Raw genomic sequence first — 25,294 nt, forward strand, 5'->3', positions numbered from 1 at the left:
TCTCCCGTCTACAGCCCGAACAGGCCCGGGTCCGTCGCCAGCTCCTTGAAGTACTCCTGCGGATGCGCCACCATCCGCCGCTCCTTGAGGTCCAGCAGCCCGCCGACCGCGGTCAGCTCGGCCGCCACCGTGCCGTCCGTCTTGCGGATGATCTGCTCGATGCGGAACGTCTTGCCGCCGCTCCACTCGAAGGCGCACGTCACATCGACCTCGTCGCCGGCGAGGAGCTCGCGTTTGTAGCGGATGGTCGTCTCCAGGGCGACGGGGCCGACGCCCCTGCCGATCAGCCCGGCCTGGCTGATGCCCGCCGCCTGGAGCAGAGACCAGCGGGCGTGCTCCGCGTAGTTGATGTACACGCTCTGGTTGAGGTGGCCCTGTACGTCGGTCTCGTACCCGCGGACGGTGATCCGGACGGAGAACGGCTCGCTCACTGCTTCCCCTTGTCGTCGTGTCGTCGTGTCTCGACGAGAGATCGATGCCCCGGGCACCGATCGTGGCATGTTCCTCACACCCGGCGTGGGGAAGCCAGCAGATAGCGCGCTCGGGTTCGGGGATCGGTGTGCTCGCCGGCCTGCCAGCCCGCCTTCTCCAGGGTCGCCGCGCAGGCCCGCAGCGTCGCCTCGTCGGGGCCGCGCACGGCGACGGCCTCCGGCTGCGGGGTCGCCCTCACCCGGTAGCCGTCGGCGTCCGGCCCGGCGGGCTGGTGTCCGGCCGCCTCCAGGGCGAGTGCGGCGGCCTGTACGAGATGCGTCCGCTCCCAGCCGCAGGGCCGGTCCGTGGCGCCGTCCGGGTTGGTCATCCGGCGCAGCTCCAGCAGCCCCTGCCAGGCGCTGTGCACCTCACGCCGCCGGGCCGCCCCCATGGCCGGCGCCGCTTCCTCACCCCCGACCCGCGCGGCGAACACACCGGTGCCCGCGGGCGCCTCCCCTGCTGGCTCGGGATGCTGCTCCACGCCCTGCCGTATCCGGTGTCCCTCCGGCGTCAGGAAGCAGTCGTGCGGTGGCCGCGGGTGCCGGAAGGCGAGGCCCCGTTTCACCAGCGCCGCGAGCTGCGCCTCCGTCCCCCTCAGGCGCCCGGTGACCGGATCGGCGGCCTCGATGACACGCCGCTGGGCAGCAGTGGGCGGTCGTGTCACGGCGTGCTCCTCCCGTCGATCGGTCCGAACGGGACGTCCGGAAACGGCCCATTCGAAGCGTACGACGGGGGTCTGACATTCACCCCGCGAGCAGCGGCCGCCGCCTCACTGCCCCAGAGGCCCCTGCAAGGACTGAGCGAGTTGTCCCACGGCGACCACCAGCGGGGCCACGGGCTGGACGAACGCGTTCAGCCGGTCCAGAGCGCGCCGCAGGACCGTGGGCTGGGGCTCCTCCTCGTCGAGCTCCTCCCGCAGGCGTCGCAGCTCCCTGGTCGTGGCGTCGGGGTCGGCGAGTGCCGACCGGTGCTCCTGAAGCAACCGCTCGACGTGCAGGAGGAGCTCGGCCGTCCGGGCGGCCTGCTCGGCGTCCTGGTGCTGGAAGCCGACCGAACCGGAGAACGCCTGGGCGCGGTGGCCGACGGCCTGGTTGCCCACGTAGTGGGTACCGCCGTTGATCACGATGCCGTTGTTGGTGGGAGGATCGTGCCGCCCGTCGTCGCTGTGCATCAGGTAGCCCCCTACTTGTCGGCACCACCGGCGGCGCTGGGAGCGGCCGGGCCGGAGTGCTGCGTGACCTTCTGCGTGGCGCTCGCGCCGGCGCCGATCGCCTGGTTGCCGATGATGCTCATCCCACCCTGCTGGATGAGCCCCTGGTTGAGGATGGTCTGCTGCTGGCTGCGGAAGTCGGTGGTGTCGTAGCCGTGCGTGTCGAGGAACTCGCGGATGGCGGCGAGGGTGTGGCGTTCCACCGACGACGTGATCCGTCCGGCGTCCACGACCTGGAAGTAGTTGTGGTAGTCGGGACTCAGCGCCATCTCCCGGACGCTCAGCCGGGCACCGTAGTCGAAGCCCGGGTCCTGTTCCATGGCTTTGAGCTCATCGACCATCCGCCTGCTGTGCCGGGTGTCGAAGCGGGCGTGGCGCAGCGCTCGGAACGGTGCGGCGGCGAACGTCCTGCCGGTGTGGGAGAGAGCGGTCACCAGCAGCCCCCGCTTCCCCTCCGGGCTCAGTGGCCGGCCCATGCGGTCCACGACGTGGTAGGCCGCGTGCACCGGGCCGAGGACGTGGTTGTCACAGTGCAGGTGCAGCGTTCTGCCCGCGGTCGAGAAGTGCAGGAACACGCTCGGCACCACGTCTCCGCCCCACATCGGCACATGGATCGCCAGATAGTGGCGGACCGTGCCGGTCGGATGCAGCATGACCTGCCGGACCGCCTCGGCCGACAGTCGTGCCGACGGGGCCAGGCTCGTCTCCCTGACGAAGCGGTCGTCGTCGCCGATGGTCGTGCCGCTCGCGAAGATCCGGTCCTCGATGACGAGGGAGCCGAGGGCCTCCTCGCCGACCTGTGCCGCCCCGCCGGTGCCGCTGTGCTCGGCGACCGAGCGGAGCCGTTCGCGTACGTGATCGACGAGTTCGGAGACGGTGAAGGCATCCGGCGCGGCGGACCGCGGACTCATGCCGACGGGGTCGTCGGCGGGCAGCAGCGGCACGGCGAGCGACCAGTTGGAGGTCGTCTCCGAATAGCCGACGAACGGGGTGTATCCGCTGTACACGGTGACGTTGCCGTCCTGCGCCTCCCTGACGGCGGCGAGCCGCTCGGCCATCCATCTGCGCGGGGGCACGGAGAAGCGGGGCTGCCGGGCGAACGTCTCACGGCTCATGGTGGTGCGCAGCAGCCGGTCGGTGTCGAGGTCGTGCCGTACGACCGTCGCGTACGCGAACACCACCGCGCCGATGGACGTGAGAACGGCCGGTACTCCGGCCAGATAGGCGCCGAGCAGCCAGCCGACGAAACCGGGCAGGGGCAGTGTGGAGAGGACGAATCCGAGATAGAAGGCGAACAGCGCCAACAGCGCGGCCGTGATCCCGGTGCCCACCAGCACTTTCCTGTCGGGCAGGGGCCGGCCGCGGGTGGCCAGGGTCGGCTGGGAGCCGGCGTGCCGGGTGGTCGACAGCAGGACCATGACGAACAGCAGCCACAGCGGCGCGATGAGAGCCACGAGGCCGCACGCCACCGCCAGTCGCAGATCGCGGCGGTAACGGATCTCCTGTGCCGCCAGGCAATGGCGTACCACCGTCACCAGGTCGACATCGGGTGACGGCGCCACGGCGCTGACCTCGTCGGCCAGCACACCTTCCGTCACCCGGTCGGCGAACCCTTCGTCCACGTAGGCCGCGGCGCACAGATACCGTGTGACGTCACCCGGTGCGCTTCCGACCGGCATGGATACCTGCGGAGTCGTCATGCCGAGCCCCCCTTGGCTCCTCCGACGGAACGGCGCCGTCGTGGCGCCGAAGGACCTCGTGCGGTGTGTCCCCGGCAGCCCGACGGTCAGCAGTGCGAGCAGGACGCCGACCGCCAGGCCGAAGATGAGAGCGTTGCGCAGCAGGTGTTCCAGCAGCAGGTCGGGTGGCAGCAGCGTCACGTCGGGGACGAAGGCCTCGTGCAGGCCCCACCACGACAGGTTCGCGAGTGCCGACACCAGCACACCCGCGGCGAGGCAGCGCACCCAGCCCAATCCCCTGCGGGCCGGGCGCCGCGACGCGAAGAAGGCGAGCCCCGCGAGCAGTACCAGGGCGGCGAGATCGCTCACGACCAGCTGGGCCGTGCCGCCGTACTGCTCGGGAGACACTTCCCAGCGCGGGACGGACGTCGCCTCCAGGAGCCGGAGCATGGTCTCGGAGGCGGAACGTTCTACGTAGACCTTCCGTATGTAGAGGTCCGAGAGCGGCCGCTGCACCCATGGGCTGCCCGCGAGGAGAACGAGCAGGAGCAGCAGCGTGACGCGTCCGCGTGACGACGATGGCCTGCCCGAGGCACGCCGATGAGACAAGAACACCTGGGGTTCCCCCAATCCCCCGATCCCCGCGGCTCGTTGCCGCACCCTAAGGCATCCCCGTTCTCCGCCGCCACGAATCCGCGCACATCGGGGACTACTGACGGTATCCGCTGAGGAACCGCCCGATCCGCCCGATCGCCGCCTCCAAGTCGTCGGCGTAGGGAAGGGTCAGGATGCGGAAGTGGTCGGGGGCCGGCCAGTTGAAGCCCGTGCCCTGGACCACCTGGATCTTCTCCCTCAGCAGCAGGTCCAGGACGAACTGCTCGTCGTCGTGGATCGGGTACACCTTGGGGTCGAGGCGCGGGAACGCGTACAGCGCGCCCTTCGGCTTCACGCACGTCACGCCCGGGATCTCGTTGAGTTTCTCCCACGCCACGTCGCGCTGTTCACGCAGCCGTCCGCCCGGCGCGGTCAGCTCGCGGATGGTCTGGCGGCCGCCGAGCGCGGCCTGGATGGCGTACTGGGCGGGCGCGTTGGCGCACAGCCGCATGGAGGCCAGCATGGTCAGGCCCTCCAGGTAGTCCTTCGCGTGCTGCTTCGGGCCCGTCACCACCAGCCAGCCGGAGCGGAAGCCCGCCACCCGGTAGGTCTTCGACAGGCCGCAGAAGGTCAGGACGACCAGGTCAGGGGCGAGCGCGGCGGCCGCGTGGTGCACGGCGTCGTCGTAGAGGACCTGGTCGTAGACCTCGTCGGAGAAGACCATCAGGCCGTGGCGGCGGGCCAGGTCGAGGATGCCCTCGATCACTTCCTTCGGGTAGACGGCACCGGTGGGGTTGTTCGGGTTGATGATGACCACGGCCTTCGTGCGGTCCGTGATCTTCGACGCCATGTCGTCCAGGTCCGGGTACCAGTCGGCCTGCTCGTCGCAGTGGTAGTGGACCGCCTTGCCGCCGGCGAAGGTCGTCACCGCCGTCCAGAGCGGGTAGTCCGGGGCTGGTACGAGGATCTCGTCGCCGTCCTCCACCAGCGCCTGTACGGCCATCGAGACCAGCTCGGAGACGCCGTTGCCGAGGAAGACGTCGTCGACGCCGACCTCCAGGCCCAGCGTCTGGTAGCGCCCCGCGACCGCCCGGCGGGCGGAGAGGATGCCGCGGGAGTCCGTGTAGCCGTGCGCCTGAGGAAGCATCCGGATCATGTCCTGGAGGATCTCCTCCGGCGCTTCGAAGCCGAAGAGCGCGGGGTTGCCGGTGTTCAGGCGCAGGACGCTGTGGCCCGCCGCCTCCAGCGCGTCGGCGTGCTCTATCACCGGACCGCGGATCTCGTAGCAGACCTCGCTGAGCTTGTTCGACTGCCGGAACTCCATGCGCTCTCGCTCCTCCGGTACGTTGTGTTGCTTGGTTTTACCAAGTACCCACTTGGTAAGTCCAACGACATGTCTAGACTGCGTCGCATGTCACCTCGCCGAAGTTACGACCAGTACTGTCCCGCCGCCCGCGCGCTCGACGTCGTCGGTGACCGCTGGACCCTGCTGATCGTCCGGGAGCTCCTCGCCGGTCCGCGCCGCTACACCGACCTGCACGCGGACCTCCCGGGCGTCAGCACGGACGTACTCGCCTCGCGGCTGAAGGACATGGAGCGGGACGGGCTGACGACGCGGCGCCGGCTGCCGCCGCCGGGCGCGGCCTACGTGTACCAACTCACCGAACGAGGGCGGGAGTTGCTGCCCGTACTGCGGGCGCTGGGTGCGTGGGGCGCGGCCGAGCTGGGGGAGCGGCGGCCCACGGACGCGGTCCGCGCGCACTGGTTCGCGCTGCCGTTGCTGCGTGCCCTGGAAGGCGAGGGGCTGGTCGAGGTCCGGCTGGAGGAAGGGGTCTTCCACCTGTACGCCGGTGCCGGCGAAGGGCCCGTGTACGGCGACGGGCCCGCCCCCGTGGAGCCCGACGCCCGGCTGGCGCTGGACGCCGCGACGTGCGCGGCGGTCAGCCGGGGGGAGGTGAGCGTGACCGAGGCGGTGCGGGACGGGCGGATAGCGGTGACCGGCGACGGCACGCTGGCCAAGGAGCTCAGGGAGGCGTGAAAGAACGAAGGCCCGCTGGAAGCGGGCCTTCTGGTGGAGCGTCAGGCGGTCGGCGGCCGCCCGGACCCGCGCGTCAGCGCATATCCGCCGACACCCGCCAGCGCGGCCAGCACACCGCCCACCGCGGTCCACACCCAGCGGTCCGACCACCAGCCCGACGCCCAGCCGTCCTCGGGCTCCAGGTCGGCCAGCACGGCAGAGGAGTCCTCCTCCGAGTCGTCCGAGTCCTCGGACCTCGTCGCGACCCCCGGCACCAGCGGCTCGGCCAGCGAACCGTCCACCGCCGCGGCCCCGCCGACGTCCTTGGAGTCGACCCGGACCTCGGCGTCGACGGGGAGACCCAGGTCGGACGTGGGCAGATCCACGACCGTCAGCCGGATGTAGTACGTGCCCGGCAGCGGGTCGTTCGCCCACGGCTCCGACCAGGCGCGCACCGTACGCAGGACGCAGGCCAGCTCCACGGAGGACGCTTCCCCGGACGCTGCGGTGCGGGTCTGCGCACCGTACTGGCAGGACTGGCGGCGGCGCAGACCGTCGTACACGTCGATCTGCCAGGTCTGAGCGGCGTGCGTCTCGGGCAGCTTCACCGTCGCCTTCACGGTCGGGCGCTGTCCGGAGTCCGCCGGGAACGACCAGTACAGGTAGTCGCCCGCGGAGCCGTTCGCGGTGGCCCGCTGCCCCTGTGCGATCTCGGTCGCCGTACGGAACGACGTGCCCGCCTCGGTCGGCGCGCCGCCGTCGTCCGACGGGCTCGCCGAGGGCGAGGAGTCGGCCGCCGCCGGGGAGACGGCGAGCCCGAGCATCAGCAGCGCCGCGCCCATCACACGTGCGATACGCATCAGTTGGTCCTCCAGACCGCGATCCGCCAGCGCGACAGCCAGCCCCAGACGAGACCGGCGAGGAAGCCGGTGAGGATCAGCACGCCGAGCAGCCACCAGCCGCGCCCGAGGCCGAAGGAGGCCACGTCGCTCGCCTTGCCCGGCCCGTCCACGACGTCGACGGTCAGCTCCAGCGGCAGTCCCGGAGTGGTCTTCACCCCGGAGGCCGCCGAGAAGGAGTGGGTGACCTGCAGGCACACGGTCTCGGGGGCGGGCTTGTCGGCGTCCACGTCGTCCCGCTCGGGCTTCGGGTAGCGCAGCCCCGCCGACATCACGTCCGTACGGCCGTTGCCCGCCGCCTCCCCGCGCACGATCTCGCGTCCGTGTACCGTGACCGCCTTCAGCAGCACCCCGTACGAGGGGTTCACGGCCCGGTCGGCCGCCACGCTCACCGAGACGCGCAGCTCCTGGCCCGGCAGGACGTCCACCCGGTACCAGCGCTGCTGCCCGAACTCCTCGCGGTCGGTGTACAGACCGGACTTCAGCGTCGGCGCCTTCGCGCACTGGGCGGCGCCCTCGGTGGCGACCGGCGTCACCACCGGATCCGCCGCCCGGTCCACCAACTGGTTGACGCGGTCGGTGAGTTCGTCCGCGTGCTCGACCGAGGTGTAGGTCCCGCCGGTCGCCTCGGCGATGCAGCTGAGCTGCTGCCGCAGCTTGGCGTTGGGGACCAGACCGAGGGTGTCGATGGTCAGGCCGATGCCCTTGGCGGCGATCTCACGGGCCACCTCGCACGGGTCGAGCGGTGCGCAGGTGTCCTCGCCGTCGCTGATCAGCACGATGCGCTTGGAGCCGTTCCCGCCGTCGAGGTCGTCGGCCGCCTTCAGCAGGGCGGGACCGATCGGCGTCCAGCCCGTGGGTGCCAGCGTGGCGACCGCCGTCTTGGCCTCGGTACGGTTCAGCGGGCCGACCGGGTAGAGCTGCGCGGTGTCCTTGCAGCCCGTCTTCCGGTCGTCGCCGGGGTAGTCCGCGCCGAGGGTGCGGATGCCGAGCTGCACCTCCTCGGGCGTCGCGTCGAGCACCTCGTTGAAGGCCTGCTTCGCCGCGGCCATCCGCGTCCCGCCGTCGATGTCCCGCGTCCGCATCGACCCGCTGACGTCGAGCACGAGGTCGACCTTCGGCGCGTCCTCGCCCGTGGGTTCACCGGCGGCCGCACCGGCCGGGACGGCGAGCCCGGCCGTCAGCGCGGCGAGCAGGGCACACACGCCCGCCGCCAGCCTCTTTCTTGTGATCATCGGCGGATCTTATGGAGCGGAGGCGCCGGGCTCCAAAACGGACCGTCAGGAAAGGGCCGACCGCAGGGGATTGGGCAGTTCGGCCCATTGGTCCCCGGTCCCGTCCGGCGACAGCCGCATCAGCGTCAGCGCCTTCGCGGGCAGCGGCTCGTCGAGCAGCGCCGCGAGGTCCGGGGTGCGCGGCACGCCCCGTACGGCCGTCTCCAGCGCCTCCCGCAGGGCCGCGCCCGATCCCGCCGTGCCCGCCAGGGCACCCGCCACCAGCGAGCCGAACAGCTTGCGGCGCAGGGTCGTCACATCGTCCGTGACCATACGGGCGGGCAGGTCGGGGGCGGCAATGCCGTGCCGGGCCAGGCGGGCGGGGCTGACGCGGATGTCGGCCAGGTCGCGGTAGACCAGGCGCAGCGGGTCGTTCGCCGGCGACAGCACCACCAGCAGGTTCTGGCCGTGCGCCTCCAGGGCCGCGCCCAGCTCCAGCAGCCGCAGACAGACCGCCAGGGCGAGGCGCGCGAAACCGGCCAGCCAGGCGGGGGAGTCCGGCAGCCCGGTCGTCGCCAGCGCGGCCACCGGCACGACCCGCTCCCCGCTCCCGGTGTCGGCATACGTCAGCGGCGACTCCCGCACCAGGGCCGCCAGGTCGGGGGAGTGGGCCGTGGCCGCGCCGAGGGTGCGGGTGATGTGCAGCAGGCCGTCCATGCGGGCCGCCAGCGTCTCGCCGAACGCCGACAGGGTGGCCGACGCGGCGACCGAGGCGACGGACATGTCCCGCACCGAGGAGGTGAGCCGAGCGCTCAACGCGGTCTTGACGTGCCCTTGGCCGGGCAGGGCGAGGGTGCGCAGGGACATCAGCGGATGCGCGCTGAGCCGCTCGTCGCACGCCCGCTTGAGCACATGCGCCGCCTGCCACGGATGCACCGGGATCAGCACCCGCGCCCCGTCCCGCATCCCGTCCGGCCACGCCCCCGCCACCAGGCACTCCCGCACCGGCACCGGCACCAGCCCCAGCCCCACCAGCGGCCGGTGCTCAGGCCCGTAGGCCAGCTGCTCGGCCACCGAGAAACCCGGCCGGGAACGGCAGTTGGGATGGAACGGATGCCCGTCGACCACCCGCTGCTCCCACTCCCAGTCGCTCACGGGCCACTCGTCCGTGCGGTGCCCCTGACCCGCCCGGGACAGCGCCAGCGAGGCCACGCTGTGCCCGAGCTCGGCGGCGAAGCCCGCGGAACGGGGTACGGCGAGGTCCGTCATCAGCCCCGCCGGATCGTCGTACGGCACGTCGTCGAGTCGTACGACGGTGACGTACGCGTCGGTGCGGTAGGGGTCGGCGTACGGGCCGCGCAGTCGCCGGCCGTCCACAAGACGCAGGGTCATCCCGTCCCGGCCCCGCTCCCGGCCTGTCACCCACGGCAGCGGTTCGTGCGAGAGCGCACGCCACAGACGCGACAGCACGGCCGCGCGGGCCCCGGGCACCTCGGCCGTGTACCGCGGCACGAGGGCGGGGCGTACGGCGGCCAGCTCGTCGGCGACCTCGGCCTCGGCGGTGGAGGGACGGTGCACGGTCGGGCTCCTCGGGTACGAGTAGGGCGTCAGGCGGGGGACGACGACAGACTGTCAGGCAGGGGGACGACGACAGACATACTGATGATCGTCTCCACCGACAGAACGTAGGGAACGAGTGGATCGCGTGGATCTCCTGCCCCCGCCCGACGACGCCGGCGCCCGCGCCGATGTCGCCGCCCGCGCCGACGCGTACGCGGCCGCGCCGCTGCTGAACTGCCTGCTGCGCGAGGTGGCGAAACCGGTGCCGGGGCCCGGCGAGCGGCCGGTGTACCGCCTGCCCGGCGGGGGCCGCCTGCTGCGCGTGCGCGGGGGGCGGCGGCCCGCCGAGCCCGAGGTGTACGCGGCGGGCCGCTGGCACCGCGTCGGCCACACCGAACTCGTGAAACTCGTCGCCGAGGAGCTGCGCCGGCACACCGGCCTGTCCAACCACGAACTGCCCACCGAGATGATCGACAGCCGGGACGCGGTGGCCGCGCTGCTGACCGCACGCGCCCGGGCCACGCCGCCCGACGACCCGTACCTCGTCTCCGAACAGTCCCTGCTCACCGGCCACACCCACCATCCTGCGCCCAAGGCGCGCGGCGGCGGCCCGGCCGCCGGCTGGCTGCCGTACGCGCCCGAGGCGCACGCCCGCTTCCCGCTGGTGCTGCTCGGCGTGCGCGAGGACGCGGTGGTCGAGGAGGGCGACACCTCGGCCCTCGACACCCTCGGCGAGGCCCCGCCCGGCTACCGGCTGCTGCCCGCCCACCCCTGGCAGCTCGACCTGGTGGACCTCACGCGGGCCTTCGCCGACGGCCGTCTGATCCGGCTGGGCACGACCGCCTTCGACGCCTGGCCCACGGCCGCGATCCGCACCCTGTACGCGCCCGAGCGAGACCTGTCCCTGAAGTTCAGCCTCGATGTCCGCATCACCAACGACATCCGGCGGCTGTGGCGCCACGACCTGCTCGCACTGCGCCGCACCGACGCGGCGGTGACCCGGGCCTTCCAGGCGATCGAGGGCCCGGCCGCCTGGCTGAGCGACCGCGGCTACCGCACCGCCGGTTTCGCCTTCGAGGAGCTCGCCGTCCTGGTCCGCGACGGGCTGCGCGACCGCGTCCTGCCGGGGGCGACCCCGTTGCTCGCCGCGGGCCTGGTGGAGGGCTTCGACGGCAGCCCCCTCGGCGGTGCCGACCCGGCGGCCTGGTGGGAGGCGTATCTGCGCCAGGTCGTCCCCCCGGCGCTCGCCGCCTTCGCCGGCCACGGAGTCGTCCTGGAAGCGCACCTGCAGAACACCCTCGTCGCCGTGGACGCCGACGGCACACCCGTGCAGGCGCTGTTCCGGGACGCCGAGGGCGTCAAGCTGCTGCCGGACGTCTCCCGCGCGGCCGGCTGGGAGCGGCTGGTGTACTGCCTGGTCGTCAACCACCTGTCCGAGATCGCCGGCGCCCTGGCCGAACGCCACCCCGGCCTCGACCCCTGGCCCGCCGCCCGCCGTGAACTGGCCCGCCACGACCTCCCCGAGATCGACCGGCTGCTCACCTCGCCGACCCTTCCCGGCAAGACCAACCTGCTGCTGCGCTGGACCGGCGCGGACGGCGCCGACGCGCGCTACCTGCCGCTCCCGAACCCCCTGGCCGGAGCATGACACGACCGGCCGCAATCCCACGGCGGACACGCTGTTCGCGCGGACCTGCGGTGATGCGGCACCCCAGCGGCGCGGGCCCCCGACGTGGCGTCGCAGGTGAGCGAGCAGCATAAAGAGTGCCTGGCGGCCACAACGGGTACCGATGACGCTGCTGCGCTGCCCACTGGGGCGTTTTGTCAGGTCAGGTTCCTGCGCACGGGGCGCAGGTGGGCGAGGAGCCGTCTGCTTCAGCAGGTCCCGACCGCACCTCGGCCGTTCGGCGTCGCCGTCGAGTGCCGCGCTGGAGCACCGGCGGCTCGGCTACGTCCTCGCCGACCCGCGGGCAAGATCCCCTAGTACTGAGGCGTGCCGTCCCACCGCCACGAGTTCAGACGAGGCCGCCCGGGCAGCTCGGCGCGTCCGGTGGCCCACAGCAAGGTGGGCCAGGGGTCCGTGGTCCCCGGGGCGTTCGGAAACAGCCGGGCGAGCACCCGCGAGCACAGATCGGCGGGTGGGTTCCAGGCGAGCCCGAGTCCTTGGGCCAGGTCGTGCGTGTGAACCAGGGTCTCCACGATCCCCATCGCGGCGAAGCCCTCGGCGTCGGAAACGCCGAAGACGTGGTAGGCGCGAACCTCCGGAGACGTCGTGCGCACCATGGCGACCAGCAGCGCGCCGCTGGCCTCCAGCACCTGCAGCAGGCCGGCCGGCCCCGCCTTGCGGTCCGCGTGCACCGCGTTCGCCGGGCCGCCGGGCCGCCTGCTCTCCCACACGAAAGGCACCTCGCCGCCCAAGGGGGGCGTTCTGGGGCCCAGTTGCACGGCGTATGCGAAGAGGTCGTCGCTGAGGTGCTCGACGGTCTCCCAGCAGTCCCACTCCAACGGACCCGCCTTTCTCTCCCACGCGGCTGGGGGCGCCTCGCGAAGGACCGCCACCGCGAGTTGCACGGCACGGTCGAGGTCATCCGCCGTGACGGAGGACGGGGAGGGGCCGATGTCGGCTGATCGGGACATGGCAGGACGGTATCCCGACTGCAGGCCGGCGCGTAGGGTGCCGGGATGATCGTGATGCCGGAGGAGTTCGCACAGAGCACGGTCGACCGCGAGGGGGAGGCCGGGGCGGCGTGGCTCGCCGAGCTGCCCGGGACAGTGGAGGAGCTGCTGGGACGTTGGGGGTGCGTGCCGGATGGCGAGGTCATGCACGGGGGCGTCGGCGTCATCGTTCCGGTACGGCGGCGGGATGGGGAGAGCGCCGTGCTGAAGGTGTCGTTTCCGCACCCCGGCAACGTCCATGAGCCGGATGCGTTCGTCGCGTGGGGCGGGTGCGGTGCCGTCCTGCTGCATGAGCGCGACGACGAGCGATTCGCGATGCTGCTGGAGCGGGTTCAGTCATCGACCCTGGCGGAAGTCGAGGACGGCGACGAGGTGGTGACGGTCGCCGGGCGGCTCAATCGCCGCCTGGCCATCCCCGCACCGCCCGGTCTGCCCCGGCTGCGTGAGCAGGCCGATGCCTGGGAGGAGCAGCTGTGCAAGGATGCAGAGGAACTGCCGCATGCACTGCCGCGTCAGGTGCTGGATGCCGCCGTGGCGACCGTTCGGGAGCTGGGCCGGGCCCAGCCCGACACCCTCATCCATGGCGACCTCCATGCCCGGAACATCCTGCGTGCCGACCGGGAGCCGTGGCTGGCCGTCGACCCCAAGGGGTACGCCGGAGATCCCGCCTACGACGGCGGCACACTGCTGAAGTCCCGCGCGCTGACGCTCCTTGCGGCGGACGACCTGCGCAAGGCCGTCCACCGCGTCTTGGACGTCTTCGCAGAGGCCGCGGAACTCGACCGTGAGCGCGTCCAGCGGTGGGCCCAGTTCCACGCCGTCCAGGCTGCGTTCTGGGGCCGCCGCCACGGTTTTCGTATCGCCCGCACCGGACCACGGCTGGACTGGCTCACCGAATGCGCCGACCGCCTGGCGGAGTTGCTCACCGAACGCGTGTAGTGCGACGGCGCCGACCGGCTCCCGGTGGGTGGGCGAGTGCGGCCACCGTTGATCACCGTGATCAACGCCGCGGAAACGGTCACGCCCGAGTCGCCGGCGTACGCGAAAGCAGAGCTCGCCGCTCAGGACGCCTTCCTCGCGATGCGAACACTGCGGGGCGAGGAGACGGCCGGGGCGATCAGCGACGGTGACGCCGAGGCCGAGGTGTGTGTCGTGCAGTACTGCGACGAGGCCGGCTTCGAGACACTGACCCGTCAGGGCCCATCCGTGATCCAGAATGATCGGATGGTCACGCTTGAGACTCCTCGTTTGATCCTGCGTCGCTGGCGCGAGGAAGACATCGCTCCCATGGCTGCCGTCCATGCCGACCCCGAGGTCATGCGGTGGATCCGTGACGGCAGCGTCCGTGACGAACAGCAGACCCGCCGCGGGATCCAGGCATGGGAGAGCGAGTGGGAGTCACAGGGCTTCGGCCTGTTCGCCGTGGAGCTCCGGTCCACTGGCGAGCTGGCCGGATTCACCGGCCTGTCGGTGCCCCACTTCTTGCCGGAGGTACTGCCGGCGGTTGAGGTCGGCTGGCGGCTGGGACGTTCGCACTGGGGGCAGGGCCTGGCCACCGAGGCCGCTGCGGCCGCTGTACGGTTCGGGTTCGAAGAGCGAGGGCTGGAGCGGATCGTCAGCATCACTCAAGTGGGCAACGACGCCTCCGAACGGATCATGACCAAACTGGGGATGCGTCTGGTCCGTGAGACCGTCAATCCGACCTGCGGCCGGCGCGTACGGGTGTTCGAGTTGTCGTCGGACCAGTACCTCGCCACCACTCGTTGAGGGCGGCGACGAGGACGGTAGCCTCGGGAGGCCGGAGGCCGGAAGCAAGGGGCGGACGGCCAACGATGGACTGCTGGGGAGACAGGGAGATCCGCATGCCGGCTGAGCGTGGATTTCAAGGCTGAAGAGGCGGGTGGCCTGGGAACATGCTGAGAGAGGTCTTCGCGACCCGCTACGTCGAGCCTCTGCGCTCCGGCGGCTCCGTCCCCGGCGTCGTCGAAGCCGACGACCTGGGCACGTACGTCGTGAAGTTCACCGGCTCCGCCCAGGGGCGCAAGGCGCTCGTCGCCGAGGTGATCGTCGGGGAACTGGCCCACGCCCTCGGGCTGCGCTTCCCCGAACTGGTCCTGGTGCGCTTCGACCCGGCGATCGCCGAGCACGAACCCCACCAGGAGGTGCGGGAGCTGCACCGCGCCAGCGCGGGGGTCAACCTGGGCATGGACTATCTGCCGGGCGCGAAGGACTTCACGCCGGAGGTGGCCCAGGTCTTTCCCGTCGATCCGCTGGAGGCGGGCAGGATCGTCTGGCTGGACGCGCTGACCGCGAACGTCGACCGCACGATCCACAGCTCCAACCTGATGATCTGGCCCACGTTCGGCACCGCACCCCCGCACCTGTGGCTGATCGACCACGGTGCCGCCCTCGTCTTCCACCACCGCTGGGACGGCTCCGACCCCGCGAAGGCGTACGACTTCCGCCACCACGCCCTCGGCCACTACGGCCCGGACGTGCGGGCAGCGGACGGGGAACTGGCGCCGAAGGTGACACGGGAGCTGCTGCGGTCGATCGTGGCCGAGGTTCCGGACGCCTGGCTGGCCGACGAGCCCGGCTTCGCGACGCCGGAGGAGGCCCGCACCGCCTACGTGGACTACCTCCACGCGCGCGTGCAGGCGTCCGAGGCATGGCTCCCCACGGACTTCCCCAGCCGGGACCAACTCGCCGCCGAGGAGGCCCTCCGCGCGGCACGCACCCAACAGGGCCGCCCGGACTGGCTCAAGCGGGTCCCCGATCTGCACGGCAAACCGGCGGCGGAACAGGATTGGTCGGTGCACTTCGGATGACCCACACCGTGCAGATCGAGTACTGCACCCAGTGCCGATGGCTGCCGCGCGCCGCCTGGCTGGCGCAGGAGCTGCTGACGACGTTCGAGACCGAGCTGACGGAACTGTCGCTGAAGCCCGGCACGGGCGGTGTCTTCGTCGTCAGGGTGAACGACGAGGTGGTCTGGGACCGCCGTGAGCAGGGCTTCCCGGAGCCCACTGCGGTCAAGCAGGCCGTACGCGACCGAGTGGCCCCGGGGAAGTCCCTGGGCCACTCGGACAAGTGAGCCGGGTGGGCGTCAGCCCTTGAGCTGCTCGTACGCCGGCAGGGTCAGGAAGTCCGCGTAGTTCTCGTCGAGGGAGACCTGGAGCAGCAGGTCGTGGGCCTGCTGCCAGTTGCCGGCCGCGAAGGCCTCCTCGCCGATCTCGGCCTTGATGTTCGCGAGATCCTCCGCGGCGACCTTGCGGACCAGGTCGGCGGTGACCTTCTCGCCGTTGTCGAGGACGATGCCCGCGTTGATCCACTGCCAGATCTGCGAGCGGGAGATCTCGGCGGTGGCCGCGTCCTCCATCAGGTTGAAGATGGCGACCGCGCCGAGTCCGCGCAGCCAGGCCTCGATGTAGCGGATGCCGACCTGGACGGCGTTGACCAGGCCCGCGTACGTCGGCTTGGCGTCCAGGGAGTCGATGGCGATCAGGTCGGCCGCCTTGACGTCGACGTCCTCGCGCAGCCGGTCCTTCTGGTTCGGGCGGTCCCCGAGGACCCGGTCGAAGGACTCCATGGCGATCGGCACCAGGTCGGGGTGGGCGACCCAGGAGCCGTCGAAGCCGTCGTTCGCCTCGCGGTCCTTGTCGGCGCGGACCTTCTCGAAGGCGACCTTGTTGACCTCCGGGTCCCTGCGGGAGGGGATGAAGGCCGCCATGCCGCCGATGGCGTGGGCGCCGCGCTTGTGGCAGGTGCGGACCAGGAGTTCGGTGTACGCGCGCATGAACGGGGCGGTCATCGTGACCGCGTTGCGGTCCGGCAGGACGAACTTGGCTCCGCCGTCGCGGAAGTTCTTGACGATGGAGAAGAGGTAGTCCCAGCGGCCGGCGTTCAACCCCGAGGCGTGGTCGCGGAGTTCGTAGAGGATCTCCTCCATCTCGTAGGCGGCCGTGATCGTCTCGATGAGCACGGTGGCGCGGATGGTGCCCTGGGGGATGCCGACGTAGTCCTGAGCGAAGACGAAGACGTCGTTCCAGAGGCGGGCCTCCAGGTGCGACTCCGTCTTGGGGAGGTAGAAGTACGGGCCCTTGCCGAGGTCCAGCAGGCGCTGGGCGTTGTGGAAGAAGTACAGGCCGAAGTCGACCAGGGCGCCGGGCACCGGGGTGCCGTGCTCGTCGACGAGGTGGCGTTCGTTCAGGTGCCAGCCCCGGGGGCGCATGACGACGGTCGCCAGCTCCTCGTTCGGCCGCAGCGCGTACGACTTGCCGGTGCGCTCGTCGGTGAAGTCGATGTTCCGGGTGTACGCGTCGGCCATGTTCACCTGGCCGAGGACGACGTTCTCCCAGGTCGGCGCGGAGGCGTCCTCGAAGTCCGCGAGCCAGACCCTGGCGCCCGAGTTGAGGGCGTTGATGGTCATCTTGCGGTCGGTGGGGCCGGTGATCTCGACCCGGCGGTCGTTCAGGGCCTCCGGCGCCGGGGCCACCGTCCAGGAGTCGTCCGCGCGGATGGCGGCGGTCTCCGGGAGGAAGTCGAGCGTGGAGGTGCGGGCGATCTCGGCGCGGCGCTCGGCGCGGCGGGCGAGGAGCTCGTCACGCCGGGGCGTGAACCGCCGGTGCAGCTCGGCCACGAACGCGAGCGCCGCGTCGGTGAGGACCTCCTCCTGCCGGGGCAGGGGCTCGGCGTCGACGATGGCCAGCGGAGACGGCGCTGGTGCGGACATGAACGGTCACTTCCTTCAACGGGCTGGGGCTGCGCGGTACGGACGGTCCCGTGATACCGGATGTCAATGGATAATACTTTCCTCATTGTGGAAGTTCAATGATTTGTTGATGTCGAACTCCTCCGGAGCGAGTCACTCCAGATACGCCAGATCGGCCTCCGTGTCGATGTCGTACGGTCGCGCCACATCTCCGCACTCGACGAGCGTGATCGCCTCCGCGTGCTCCTTGAGATAGGCGCGTGCCCCCCGGTCCCCGGTCGCGGTCGCCGCGATGCCCGCCCAGTGGGCCGAGCCGAAGAGGACGGGATGCCCGCGCACGCCCTCGTACGCCGCGGAGACGAGGGACGTCTCGTCCCGGTGGGCGGCGAGCACCCGGGCCACCGCCTCCGGGCCGATGCCGGGCTGGTCCACGAGCGAGACCAGCGCGGCCCGCGCGCCCGTCCCGGCGAGCGAGCCGAGCCCGGCCCGCAGTGACGTCCCCATGCCCTGCTCCCACTCCGGGTTGTCCACCAGTACGCACCCGCCGAGCTCCGCCCGCTCCCGTACGGCATCGGCGCGCGCCCCCAGAACCACGTGCACGCGCGCGCAGCCGCCCGCCCGGAGGGCCCCGACCGCGCGTTCGACGAGCGTCTGTCCCCGATGTTCGAGGAGTGCTTTCGGACACCCGCCCAGCCGCCGCCCGCCCCCGGCCGCCAGGAGCACCCCGATGACCTGCTCTTCGTACTCCGTCATGCGTCCTGCATACCTGACGCTCCGGCGTCCGCCGGGATTCCTTGGGCTGAATTTCGGTCCGCGTGGTGGCGCGTCGCGCACGGGTGGCGTTTACTACCGGCGTCCCCGGAGCGCGCGACCCGCGCCACCGGGGCACTCGGCGCGACCACGACGTAGAGGCGCACAACGGCGTGCGAGGGGGAGAGCTGTGTTGCGGAGCTTGGGGCAGAGGCCAGTGACCGGCAGCGACGAGGATCCGAGGGTGGCGGAACTGCGGACCGCGGTGTCCCGGCTGCGCCGCGAACTCGCCGCGCATCCTGCGGAGTTTCCCGACCGTGCCATCGCCGAGGACGAACTCGCCGCCCTCGCCGCCATGGCCACCCACGGCGCACCCGAGATCCCGCGCCTGCGCCGCTCGCTGCTGCTGATCGCGGGCGCGATCGGGTCCGTCAGCGCCTTGTCGCGGGGGCTGTCGGAGGTCCGCGACGCGGTGGACCTGTTCGGGGAGCCGCCGCGCCGCTGAGGATGTGCGGCAGGGCCCCGTGATGCTCAGGCCGCCGGTCCGCCCGAGCTCGTCAGTGTCTCCGAGAGTTCCGCCGCCACCTGCTGCAGCACCGGCACGATCTTCTCCGTCGCCGCCTCGGTGACCCGTCCCGCCGGGCCGGAGATCGAGATGGCCGCCGCGGTGGGGGAGTCGGGCACGGAGACCGCGAGGCAGCGGACGCCCATCTCCTGCTCGTTGTCGTCGATCGCGTACCCCTGCCGCCGCACCTCCTCCAGCGCGGCGAGGAAGCCGTCCGGCGTGGTGATCGTCTTCTCCGTCGCGGCGGGCATGCCGGTCCGGGCGAGCAGGGCCCGCACCTCCTCCGGCGGGAAGCCCGCGAGCAGGGCCTTGCCGACGCCGGTGGAGTGCGGCAGGACGCGCCGACCGACCTCGGTGAACATGCGCATCGAGTGCTTGGACGGCACCTGCGCCACGTACACGATCTCGTCCCCGTCGAGCAGCGCCATGTTCGCCGTCTCGCCGGTCTCCTCGACCAGGCGGGCGAGATGGGGGCGTGCCCAGGTGCCCAGCAGCCGGGACGCGGACTCGCCGAGCCGGATCAGGCGCGGGCCGAGCGCATACCGGCGGTTGGCCTGCTGGCGGACGTACCCGCAGGCCACCAGGGTGCGCATCAGCCGGTGGATGGTGGGCAGCGGCAGCCCGCTGCTGGCGGACAGCTCGCTCAAGCCGACCTCGCCGCCCGCGTCCGCCATCCGTTCGAGCAGGTCGAAGGCGCGCTCCAGGGACTGGACGCCGCCGGTGGCGGGCCGGGCGGAGTCGGTGGTGCTGGCGCTGGACGTCGGCACGGCGCGTTCCTTTCGGGACTGGCGGAAGGGCAGAAGCCTACCCGGGGGTCGGTTGACTCCTCGCCCATGCATGGATACGTTCTGCTTACTGGAATTCCCATTCCGCTTCATGGAAAGGTCCAGGGTAAGGCTGTCAGGTGCACCCTGGACAAGTGTGCCCTTGACTGGCCCGGGAGCAGGGGTGAAGACTCCTTCAACAGAGTGTTGAAGCCCGTTGCCCGGGCGGCACGGCGGCAGAGAGGGGCTCGGGTGTCCGACGCTGAACTGGTGCTGCGCTCGACGCGCGTCATCACCCCCGAGGGGACGCGTCCCGCGACGGTCACGGTCGCGCACGGCAGGATCACCGCCGTCCTCGCGTACGACGCCGACGTACCGGCCGGAGCCCGACTGGAGGACTTCGGCGACGACGTCCTGCTGCCCGGCCTGGTCGACACGCACGTGCACGTCAACGACCCCGGCCGCACCGAATGGGAGGGCTTCTGGACCGCCACCCGCGCGGCCGCGGCAGGCGGCATCACCACCCTCGTCGACATGCCGCTCAACTCCCTCCCGCCGACGACGACGGTCGACCACCTCCGTACCAAGCAGGAGGTCGCCGCCGCCAAGGCGCACATCGACGTCGGCTTCTGGGGCGGCGCGCTGCCCGGCAACGTCAAGGACCTGCGCCCGCTGCACGACGCCGGCGTCTTCGGCTTCAAGGCGTTCCTGTCACCGTCCGGCGTGGACGAGTTCCCGCACCTCGAACAGGACGGCCTGGCCCGCTCCCTCGCGGAGATCGCCGGCTTCGACGGCCTGCTGATCGTGCACGCCGAGGACCCGCTCCACCTCGACGCCGCCCCGCAGCAGGGCGGCCCCAAGTACGCCGACTTCCTCGCCAGCCGCCCGCGCCACGCCGAGGACTCCGCCATCGCGGGCCTCATCGCGCTGGCGAAGCGGCACCACGCGCGCGTGCACGTCCTGCACCTGTCCTCCTCCGACGCCCTGCCGTCGATCGCCGCCGCGAAGGCCGAGGGCGTCCGCATCACGGTCGAGACCTGCCCCCACTACCTGACCCTCACCGCCGAGGAGGTCCCGGACGGCGCCAGCGAGTTCAAGTGCTGCCCGCCCATCCGGGAGGCCGCCAACCAGGACCTCCTCTGGCAGGCGCTGGCCGACGGCACCATCGACTGCGTGGTCACCGACCACTCCCCGTCGACGGCCGACCTGAAGACGGCGGACTTCGCGACGGCCTGGGGCGGCATCTCGGGCCTCCAGCTCAGCCTGGCGGCGGTGTGGACCGAGGCCCGCAGGCGGGGGCACGGCCTGGAGGACGTGGTCCGCTGGATGTCGACGCGCACCGCCCAGCTGGTGGGACTCGACGCCCGCAAGGGCGCCATCGCGCCGGGCCGCGACGCCGACTTCGCCGTGCTCGCCCCCGACGAGACCTTCACCGTGGACCCGGCGGCCCTCCAGCACCGCAACCCCGTCACGGCGTACGCCGGCCGGACCCTGTACGGCGTCGTGAGGTCCACCTGGCTGCGCGGCGAACGCATCGTCGCGGACGGAGAGTTCACCGAACCGAAGGGACGCCTGCTCACCCGGCCCAGCTGACTCACCCGCCCCCGCAGGCCGACTGCCGAAAGGAAGCCCTGATCACTGTGACGGCGACACCTCGATTCACCGGCGACGCGCATCCCTACGGTGGCGGTGACCCGTACGCGGACTACCGCACCGCCGACTTCCCCTTCACCCACCACGCCGACCTCGCCGACCGCCGCCTCGGTGCGGGTGTCATCGCCGCCAACGACGAGTTCTTCGCCCAGCGCGAGAACCTGCTGGTGCCCGAGCGGGCCGAGTTCGACCCCGAGCGCTTCGGGCACAAGGGCAAGATCATGGACGGTTGGGAGACGAGGCGGCGCAGGGGGTCCTCGGCCGACCACCCGTGGCCGGCGGCCGAGGACCACGACTGGGCGCTGGTCCGCCTCGGCGCGCCCGGAGTCATCCGCGGCATCGTCGTCGACACGGCCCACTTCCGCGGCAACTACCCGCAGGCGGTGTCGGTCGAGGGCACGTCGGTGCCGGGCACCCCGTCGCCCGAGGACCTCCTCGGTGACGACGTGAAGTGGACGACGCTGGTCCCGCGCACGCCGGTGGGCGGCCACGCGGCCAACGGCTTCGAGGTGTCCGTCGAGCAGCGCTTCACGCACCTGCGGGTCAAGCAGCACCCGGACGGCGGCATCGCGCGCCTGCGCGTGCACGGCGAGGTGGTCCCGGACCCGGCGTGGCTGGCGGTGCTGGGCACCTTCGACGTCGTCGCCCTGGAGAACGGCGGTCAGGTCGAGGACGCCTCGAACCTCTTCTACTCACCCGCCACGAACACCATCCAGCCGGGCCGCTCCCGCAAGATGGACGACGGCTGGGAGACCCGGCGCCGCCGCGACCAGGGCCACGACTGGATCCGCTACCGGCTCGTCGCCCGGTCCCGGATCCGCGCGATCGAGATCGACACCGCTTACCTGAAGGGCAACAGCGCCGGCTGGGCGTCGGTGTCGGTACGGGACGGTGAGGAGGGCGACTGGCAGGAGATCCTGCCCCGCACCCGCCTCCAGCCCGACACCAACCACCGCTTCGTCCTGCCGGCCCCGGCCGTCGGCACGCACGCGCGCGTGGACATATTCCCCGACGGCGGCATCTCCCGCCTGCGGCTGCACGGCTCCCTGACGGACGAGGGCATGTCGAGGCTGGCGGCGCGTCATCAGGAGCTGGGCGGCTGAGACCGGCGCCGGGGTTTCGACGCCGGTCACGGCGGCCTCAGCCCGTCCGGCGTTCGAGGACGAGGCCGTGACCGCCCAAGGCCTACGCCGCGTGTCCGCCGTCCACCGCGAACTCCGCGCCCGTCACATAGGCGGCCCCCGCCAGATGGGCGACCGTCGACGCCACCTCGTCCGCCGTCCCGAACCGCCCCAGCGCGGTCATCGCCGCCTGCCCCGCCGCGTACGGCCCGTCCGCCGGGTTCATGTCCGTGTCGATGGGACCCGGGTGCACGATGTTCGCCGTGATCCCACGCGGGCCCAGCTCCCGGGCCAGCGCCTTGGTCAGGCCGATCAGGGCCGACTTGCTCATCGCGTACAGCGTCCCGCCGGGACCCGGCACGCGCTGTGACATGCAGGTGCCGACGGTGATGATCCGGCCGCCGGAGGCCATGCGCGCGGCGGCCGCCTGGGAGGCCAGGAAGACACCGCGCACGTTCACGGCGAGGACCCGGTCGACATCGGTGAGGGAGAGGCTCTCCACCGGGCCGAGCAGCCCGACGCCCACGTTGTTGACCAGCACGTCCAGCCCGCCCAGCGCCTGGGCCGTACGCTCCACGGCCCCGGCCGCCTCCGCCGCGTCCGCCGAGTCCGCGCGCAGGGCCACCGCCCGGCGCCCCAGCGCCTCGACGGCCCGCACGACGTCCTCGGCCGCCTCCTTGCCGCTCACATAGGTGACGGCCACGTCCGCTCCCTCCCGGGCCAGCCGCAGGGCCGTCGCCGCGCCGATGCCGCGGCTGCCGCCGGTGACCAGGGTGACCTTGCCATGAAGTGTTCCTTGAGAAGTCATGAGCCCATCCCACCGGCCGCCGGCCGGACGCGCTGGCGGCGAACGGACGTCGACCTGGGCCGCGCTCCGCGCCTGCCGGAACTCATGCACCGGGAGGGGCCACCCGGCCGACCGATGAGTTGCGGGGGCAGGTGGGGTCTGAACTCATGACAGCGGACCCACCCGAGCACAGGAAGGCAGGCACCCGCCATGGGCAAGCTCGTCCTCACCAGCTTCGTCACCCTCGACGGCGTCTACCAGGCACCCGGCGGCCCCGACGAGGACACCCGCGACGGCTTCGACCAGGGTGGCTGGAGCGTCCCGTACGGCGACGAGGACTTCGGCCGGTTCGTCAACGAGGTCTTCGACCGCGTGGCGGCGTTCCTCCTGGGCCGCCGCACGTACGAGATCTTCGCCTCGTACTGGCCGAAGATCACCGATCCCGCAGACCCCGTCGCCGGGAAGCTGAACGCCCTGCCGAAGTACGTCGCCTCCACCACCCTCAGCCGGCCGGAGTGGGAGGGCACGACCGTGATCGGCGGCGACCTCGCCAAGGAGGTCACCGAGCTCAAGGAGCGCACCGCCGGCGAACTCCAGATCCACGGCAGTGGCGCCCTCGCCCAGTCCCTGCTGGCGCTCGACCTGATCGACACCGTCCACCTGCTGACCTTCCCGGTCGTGCTCGGCGCCGGCCGCCGCCTGTTCACCGAGGGCACCGTGCCGACCGCCTTCCGCCACACCGGCGGCCGGATCACCGCGGCCGGCGTCTCCATCCAGTCGTACGACCTGGCGGGCCGGCCCGAGTACGGCTCCTACGCGCTGCCGGAAAGCGGCGCCCAGGGCTGAGTCCGGTGTGACCCAGGTCTCCTCTGTTCCTTCGGGTGGGGCGGCAACCGGGGCCTTCGTCGCGCGTCGTGAGGGGTGAAGGCGCACTTCGGCGCCGCGTTGCCGACCTGGAGACGTACGACGTGAAGACCACGAACCCCCGCCCCCGCCCCCTCACGCGCGGCCTGGTCGCCGGCGGACTGCTGGTGACCCTCGCCGTTCCGGCGCTGGCCGGCACGGCCCATGCCGCCGAGCGGAACGCCACGCCGGCTCCGGTACCGACGGCCGAGCCGACGACAGCGGACACCGAGCCGACGACAGCGGACACCGAGCCGGCGGAAGCGGCCACTCCTGTTCCGACGACCCCGGGCCGGCCCACTCAGGCCCCCACTCCGGTTGCCTCCCAGGCTCCGACCACGGCCCCCGACGGCTCCGCGGACCAGGACGAACTGGCGCACACGGGCTCCTCCACCACCACGGCCGTCATGGGAGCCGGGGCCGCCGTCCTCGTCGCCGCGGGCGGCGGCGCCCTGTACGCCGTGCGGCGCCGCCGGACCCGCTGAGGTTCGAGCGGTCACGAGCACAAGGAACCGGTCAGGGAGCCCATGGACCACACCGCCGTACGGCCCTTCAGCACAGGTCGCCTCACCGTGCGCGACCTGTGCGGTCGCCTGCTGCAGCGCAGCGAACGCCTGGCGCGGTCCGCCAGGGACGTGGAGGCGTACGCTCCCGCACGGGGCGCATCGGGACGGGGTACCCACGAGTTCCCCGGCCCGGTCCGTCCGGGAACCGGCGAGGCAGCGCCCACCCTCAGCGAGCTCTACCACGCGCACCGGCTGAGGATGGTGCATCTGGCCGTGCTGCTCGTGGACGACCGGGCCACCGCCGAGGACGTCGTGCAGGAAGCGTTCACGGCGCTGTACCGGCGTCACGGGGAGCGGATCGACGAGATCGACAACGCGTTGGCCTATCTGCGTACCGCCGTCGTCAACGGCTCCCGTTCCGTCCTGCGCCGCCGCCGCACCGCGCGCGGCTACACACCGCCGTACGAGGCCGACGCGGCCTCGGCCGAGGAGCACGTCGTCCTCGCCGAGGAGCATCGCGAAGTGCTGGCGGCCCTGGCGAAGCTGACCCGTCGTCGCCGTGAGGTGCTGGTGCTGCGCTACTGGAGCAACCTGTCGGAGGCGCAGATCGCCGAGACGCTCGGCATCAGCCGTGGATCGGTGAAGTCCCTCGCCAGCCGTGCGCTCGACGCGCTGGAGAAGCTCCTGGAGGCCCCGGCATGAACCGCCACGTCCCCGCGGACCCCGAGCGCCACGTCGAGACGCGGCTACGACACGCCTTGGAAGCCCGTACACGCACCATCACCGCGGCCGACCTGCGACCGGCCGACCCTCCCCGGCCCCCGCCGCGCCGCTTCGTGCTGCCCCGCCTCACGCTGCCCCCGCGCCGTCTCGCACTGCCGCTGGCCGCGCTCGCCGCGACCGCGGCCACCGTGGTCGGAGCCCTGACGCTCGCCCCGGACACCGACCCACCGCGCCCCCACCCGGCGACTTCGCCCCGCCCGGCCTCGCCGCGCCCCGCCTCGCCGTCACCGACCCCGTCGGCCCCGGACACCCGGGAGCCCACGCCGTCCCCGCGGCCTTCGACGGACGGCAGACCGACCGAGGAGCCCTCCACCGCCCCGACGCCGACCACGCCGCCCACGTCAGGTTAACTCCCCGCAACATCATCGGACTTGAAGGAAAAATCCGTGGCGTTGTCATTGACATGCCATCATCTACGCGCGTCATGATGA

At 72.0% G+C, this 25,294-nt stretch carries 26 protein-coding genes; 13 read left to right on the forward strand and 13 right to left on the reverse strand.

The window, feature by feature from the left end:
- Positions 1–8: 8 nt before the first annotated feature.
- From NW895_RS37950 to NW895_RS37970, 5 genes are all read right to left on the reverse strand, one after another.
- Positions 9–431, reverse strand: coding sequence for an acyl-CoA thioesterase (locus NW895_RS37950; RefSeq protein ID WP_289941553.1), 423 nt, complete (start codon positions 429–431; stop codon positions 9–11).
- A gap of 74 nt (positions 432–505) precedes the next feature.
- Positions 506–1,135 carry a hypothetical protein gene (locus NW895_RS37955; protein ID WP_289941554.1) on the reverse strand — a complete coding sequence of 210 codons (630 nt, stop codon included), beginning with the start codon at positions 1,133–1,135 and terminating at the stop codon, positions 506–508.
- A 105-nt stretch (positions 1,136–1,240) separates the two neighbouring features.
- A complete protein-coding gene (locus NW895_RS37960; RefSeq protein WP_289941555.1) occupies positions 1,241–1,642 on the reverse strand; it encodes a DUF5955 family protein in 402 nt (133 codons plus the stop codon).
- 11 nt (positions 1,643–1,653) lie between these two features.
- Entirely contained in the window at positions 1,654–3,975 is a 2,322-nt protein-coding gene (locus tag NW895_RS37965; protein ID WP_289941556.1) for a hypothetical protein, read from the reverse strand.
- A gap of 94 nt (positions 3,976–4,069) precedes the next feature.
- Positions 4,070–5,278 carry a pyridoxal phosphate-dependent aminotransferase gene (locus NW895_RS37970; protein WP_289941558.1) on the reverse strand — a complete coding sequence of 403 codons (1,209 nt, stop codon included), beginning with the start codon at positions 5,276–5,278 and terminating at the stop codon, positions 4,070–4,072.
- Positions 5,279–5,365: 87 nt separating this feature from the next.
- Here NW895_RS37970 and NW895_RS37975 point away from each other — a divergent pair, with 87 nt between their 5' ends.
- The gene (locus NW895_RS37975; protein ID WP_289941559.1) at positions 5,366–5,992 is read left to right on the forward strand and encodes a winged helix-turn-helix transcriptional regulator; all 627 of its coding nucleotides are present in this window, start codon (positions 5,366–5,368) and stop codon (positions 5,990–5,992) included.
- A 41-nt stretch (positions 5,993–6,033) separates the two neighbouring features.
- On the opposite strand, the gene NW895_RS37980 is transcribed toward NW895_RS37975, so the two are convergent.
- Genes NW895_RS37980 through NW895_RS37990 form a run of 3 tightly spaced genes read right to left on the reverse strand, consistent with a single transcriptional unit; the run spans position 6,034 to position 9,662 of the window.
- Positions 6,034–6,831, reverse strand: a complete 798-nt coding sequence (locus tag NW895_RS37980; protein ID WP_289941560.1) for a hypothetical protein — start codon at positions 6,829–6,831, stop codon at positions 6,034–6,036.
- Positions 6,831–8,105, reverse strand: a complete 1,275-nt coding sequence (locus NW895_RS37985; protein ID WP_289941561.1) for a VWA domain-containing protein — start codon at positions 8,103–8,105, stop codon at positions 6,831–6,833. The genes NW895_RS37980 and NW895_RS37985 overlap by 1 nt, the downstream gene beginning before the upstream one ends.
- A gap of 45 nt (positions 8,106–8,150) precedes the next feature.
- Positions 8,151–9,662, reverse strand: coding sequence for an IucA/IucC family protein (locus NW895_RS37990; RefSeq protein ID WP_289941562.1), 1,512 nt, complete (start codon positions 9,660–9,662; stop codon positions 8,151–8,153).
- A 127-nt stretch (positions 9,663–9,789) separates the two neighbouring features.
- On the opposite strand from NW895_RS37990, the gene NW895_RS37995 reads away from it, so the two are divergent.
- Positions 9,790–11,292: an IucA/IucC family protein gene (locus NW895_RS37995; protein WP_289941563.1), complete on the forward strand. Its 1,503-nt coding sequence runs from the start codon at positions 9,790–9,792 to the stop codon at positions 11,290–11,292.
- Between the two features lie 332 nt (positions 11,293–11,624).
- Here the strand turns inward: NW895_RS37995 and NW895_RS38000 are convergent, their stop codons facing one another.
- The gene (locus tag NW895_RS38000) at positions 11,625–12,281 is read right to left on the reverse strand and encodes a DinB family protein (RefSeq protein WP_289941565.1); all 657 of its coding nucleotides are present in this window, start codon (positions 12,279–12,281) and stop codon (positions 11,625–11,627) included.
- Positions 12,282–12,326: 45 nt separating this feature from the next.
- Here NW895_RS38000 and NW895_RS38005 point away from each other — a divergent pair, with 45 nt between their 5' ends.
- The 4 genes from NW895_RS38005 to NW895_RS38020 all read left to right on the forward strand — a co-directional run bounded on the left by NW895_RS38005 (position 12,327) and on the right by NW895_RS38020 (position 15,414).
- Positions 12,327–13,259 (forward strand): aminoglycoside phosphotransferase family protein, encoded by a 933-nt coding sequence (locus NW895_RS38005; protein WP_289941566.1) that lies wholly within the window; start codon positions 12,327–12,329, stop codon positions 13,257–13,259.
- A gap of 285 nt (positions 13,260–13,544) precedes the next feature.
- Positions 13,545–14,087 (forward strand): GNAT family N-acetyltransferase, encoded by a 543-nt coding sequence (locus tag NW895_RS38010; protein ID WP_289941706.1) that lies wholly within the window; start codon positions 13,545–13,547, stop codon positions 14,085–14,087.
- Between the two features lie 146 nt (positions 14,088–14,233).
- A complete protein-coding gene (locus tag NW895_RS38015) occupies positions 14,234–15,148 on the forward strand; it encodes a HipA family kinase (protein ID WP_289941568.1) in 915 nt (304 codons plus the stop codon).
- Positions 15,145–15,414 carry a SelT/SelW/SelH family protein gene (locus NW895_RS38020; protein WP_289941569.1) on the forward strand — a complete coding sequence of 90 codons (270 nt, stop codon included), beginning with the start codon at positions 15,145–15,147 and terminating at the stop codon, positions 15,412–15,414. Before NW895_RS38015 ends, NW895_RS38020 begins: the two co-directional genes overlap by 4 nt.
- A gap of 12 nt (positions 15,415–15,426) precedes the next feature.
- Here NW895_RS38020 and aceB read toward each other — a convergent pair whose 3' ends face one another.
- Positions 15,427–17,052, reverse strand: a complete 1,626-nt coding sequence (aceB, locus tag NW895_RS38025; RefSeq protein WP_289941571.1) for a malate synthase A — start codon at positions 17,050–17,052, stop codon at positions 15,427–15,429.
- A gap of 132 nt (positions 17,053–17,184) precedes the next feature.
- Positions 17,185–17,784: a nucleotidyltransferase family protein gene (locus NW895_RS38030; RefSeq protein ID WP_289941572.1), complete on the reverse strand. Its 600-nt coding sequence runs from the start codon at positions 17,782–17,784 to the stop codon at positions 17,185–17,187.
- Positions 17,785–17,971: 187 nt separating this feature from the next.
- On the opposite strand from NW895_RS38030, the gene NW895_RS38035 reads away from it, so the two are divergent.
- Complete coding sequence (locus NW895_RS38035) at positions 17,972–18,286, forward strand: DUF5955 family protein (RefSeq protein WP_289941573.1); 315 nt, start codon at positions 17,972–17,974, stop codon at positions 18,284–18,286.
- Between the two features lie 26 nt (positions 18,287–18,312).
- On the opposite strand, the gene NW895_RS38040 is transcribed toward NW895_RS38035, so the two are convergent.
- Positions 18,313–19,113: an IclR family transcriptional regulator gene (locus NW895_RS38040; protein WP_289941575.1), complete on the reverse strand. Its 801-nt coding sequence runs from the start codon at positions 19,111–19,113 to the stop codon at positions 18,313–18,315.
- 249 nt (positions 19,114–19,362) lie between these two features.
- Here NW895_RS38040 and allB point away from each other — a divergent pair, with 249 nt between their 5' ends.
- A complete protein-coding gene (gene allB, locus NW895_RS38045) occupies positions 19,363–20,703 on the forward strand; it encodes an allantoinase AllB (protein ID WP_289941576.1) in 1,341 nt (446 codons plus the stop codon).
- 47 nt (positions 20,704–20,750) lie between these two features.
- A complete protein-coding gene (gene alc / locus NW895_RS38050; protein ID WP_289941578.1) occupies positions 20,751–21,866 on the forward strand; it encodes an allantoicase in 1,116 nt (371 codons plus the stop codon).
- 82 nt (positions 21,867–21,948) lie between these two features.
- On the opposite strand, the gene NW895_RS38055 is transcribed toward alc, so the two are convergent.
- On the reverse strand, positions 21,949–22,692 hold the full coding sequence (locus NW895_RS38055) for an SDR family oxidoreductase (RefSeq protein WP_289941579.1): 744 nt from the start codon (positions 22,690–22,692) through the stop codon (positions 21,949–21,951).
- A 189-nt stretch (positions 22,693–22,881) separates the two neighbouring features.
- Here NW895_RS38055 and NW895_RS38060 point away from each other — a divergent pair, with 189 nt between their 5' ends.
- From NW895_RS38060 to NW895_RS38075, 4 genes are all read left to right on the forward strand, one after another.
- Positions 22,882–23,517 (forward strand): dihydrofolate reductase family protein, encoded by a 636-nt coding sequence (locus NW895_RS38060; RefSeq protein ID WP_289941580.1) that lies wholly within the window; start codon positions 22,882–22,884, stop codon positions 23,515–23,517.
- A 122-nt stretch (positions 23,518–23,639) separates the two neighbouring features.
- Positions 23,640–24,059, forward strand: coding sequence for an LAETG motif-containing sortase-dependent surface protein (locus NW895_RS38065; RefSeq protein WP_289941581.1), 420 nt, complete (start codon positions 23,640–23,642; stop codon positions 24,057–24,059).
- 42 nt (positions 24,060–24,101) lie between these two features.
- On the forward strand, positions 24,102–24,782 hold the full coding sequence (locus NW895_RS38070) for a sigma-70 family RNA polymerase sigma factor (protein ID WP_289941582.1): 681 nt from the start codon (positions 24,102–24,104) through the stop codon (positions 24,780–24,782).
- Complete coding sequence (locus NW895_RS38075; RefSeq protein ID WP_289941583.1) at positions 24,779–25,213, forward strand: hypothetical protein; 435 nt, start codon at positions 24,779–24,781, stop codon at positions 25,211–25,213. The genes NW895_RS38070 and NW895_RS38075 overlap by 4 nt, the downstream gene beginning before the upstream one ends.
- Positions 25,214–25,294 lie beyond the last annotated feature (81 nt).

Origin of the sequence: Streptomyces sp. S.PNR 29 (genome assembly GCF_030386795.1) — a bacterium.
Lineage (GTDB): Bacteria > Actinomycetota > Actinomycetes > Streptomycetales > Streptomycetaceae > Streptomyces.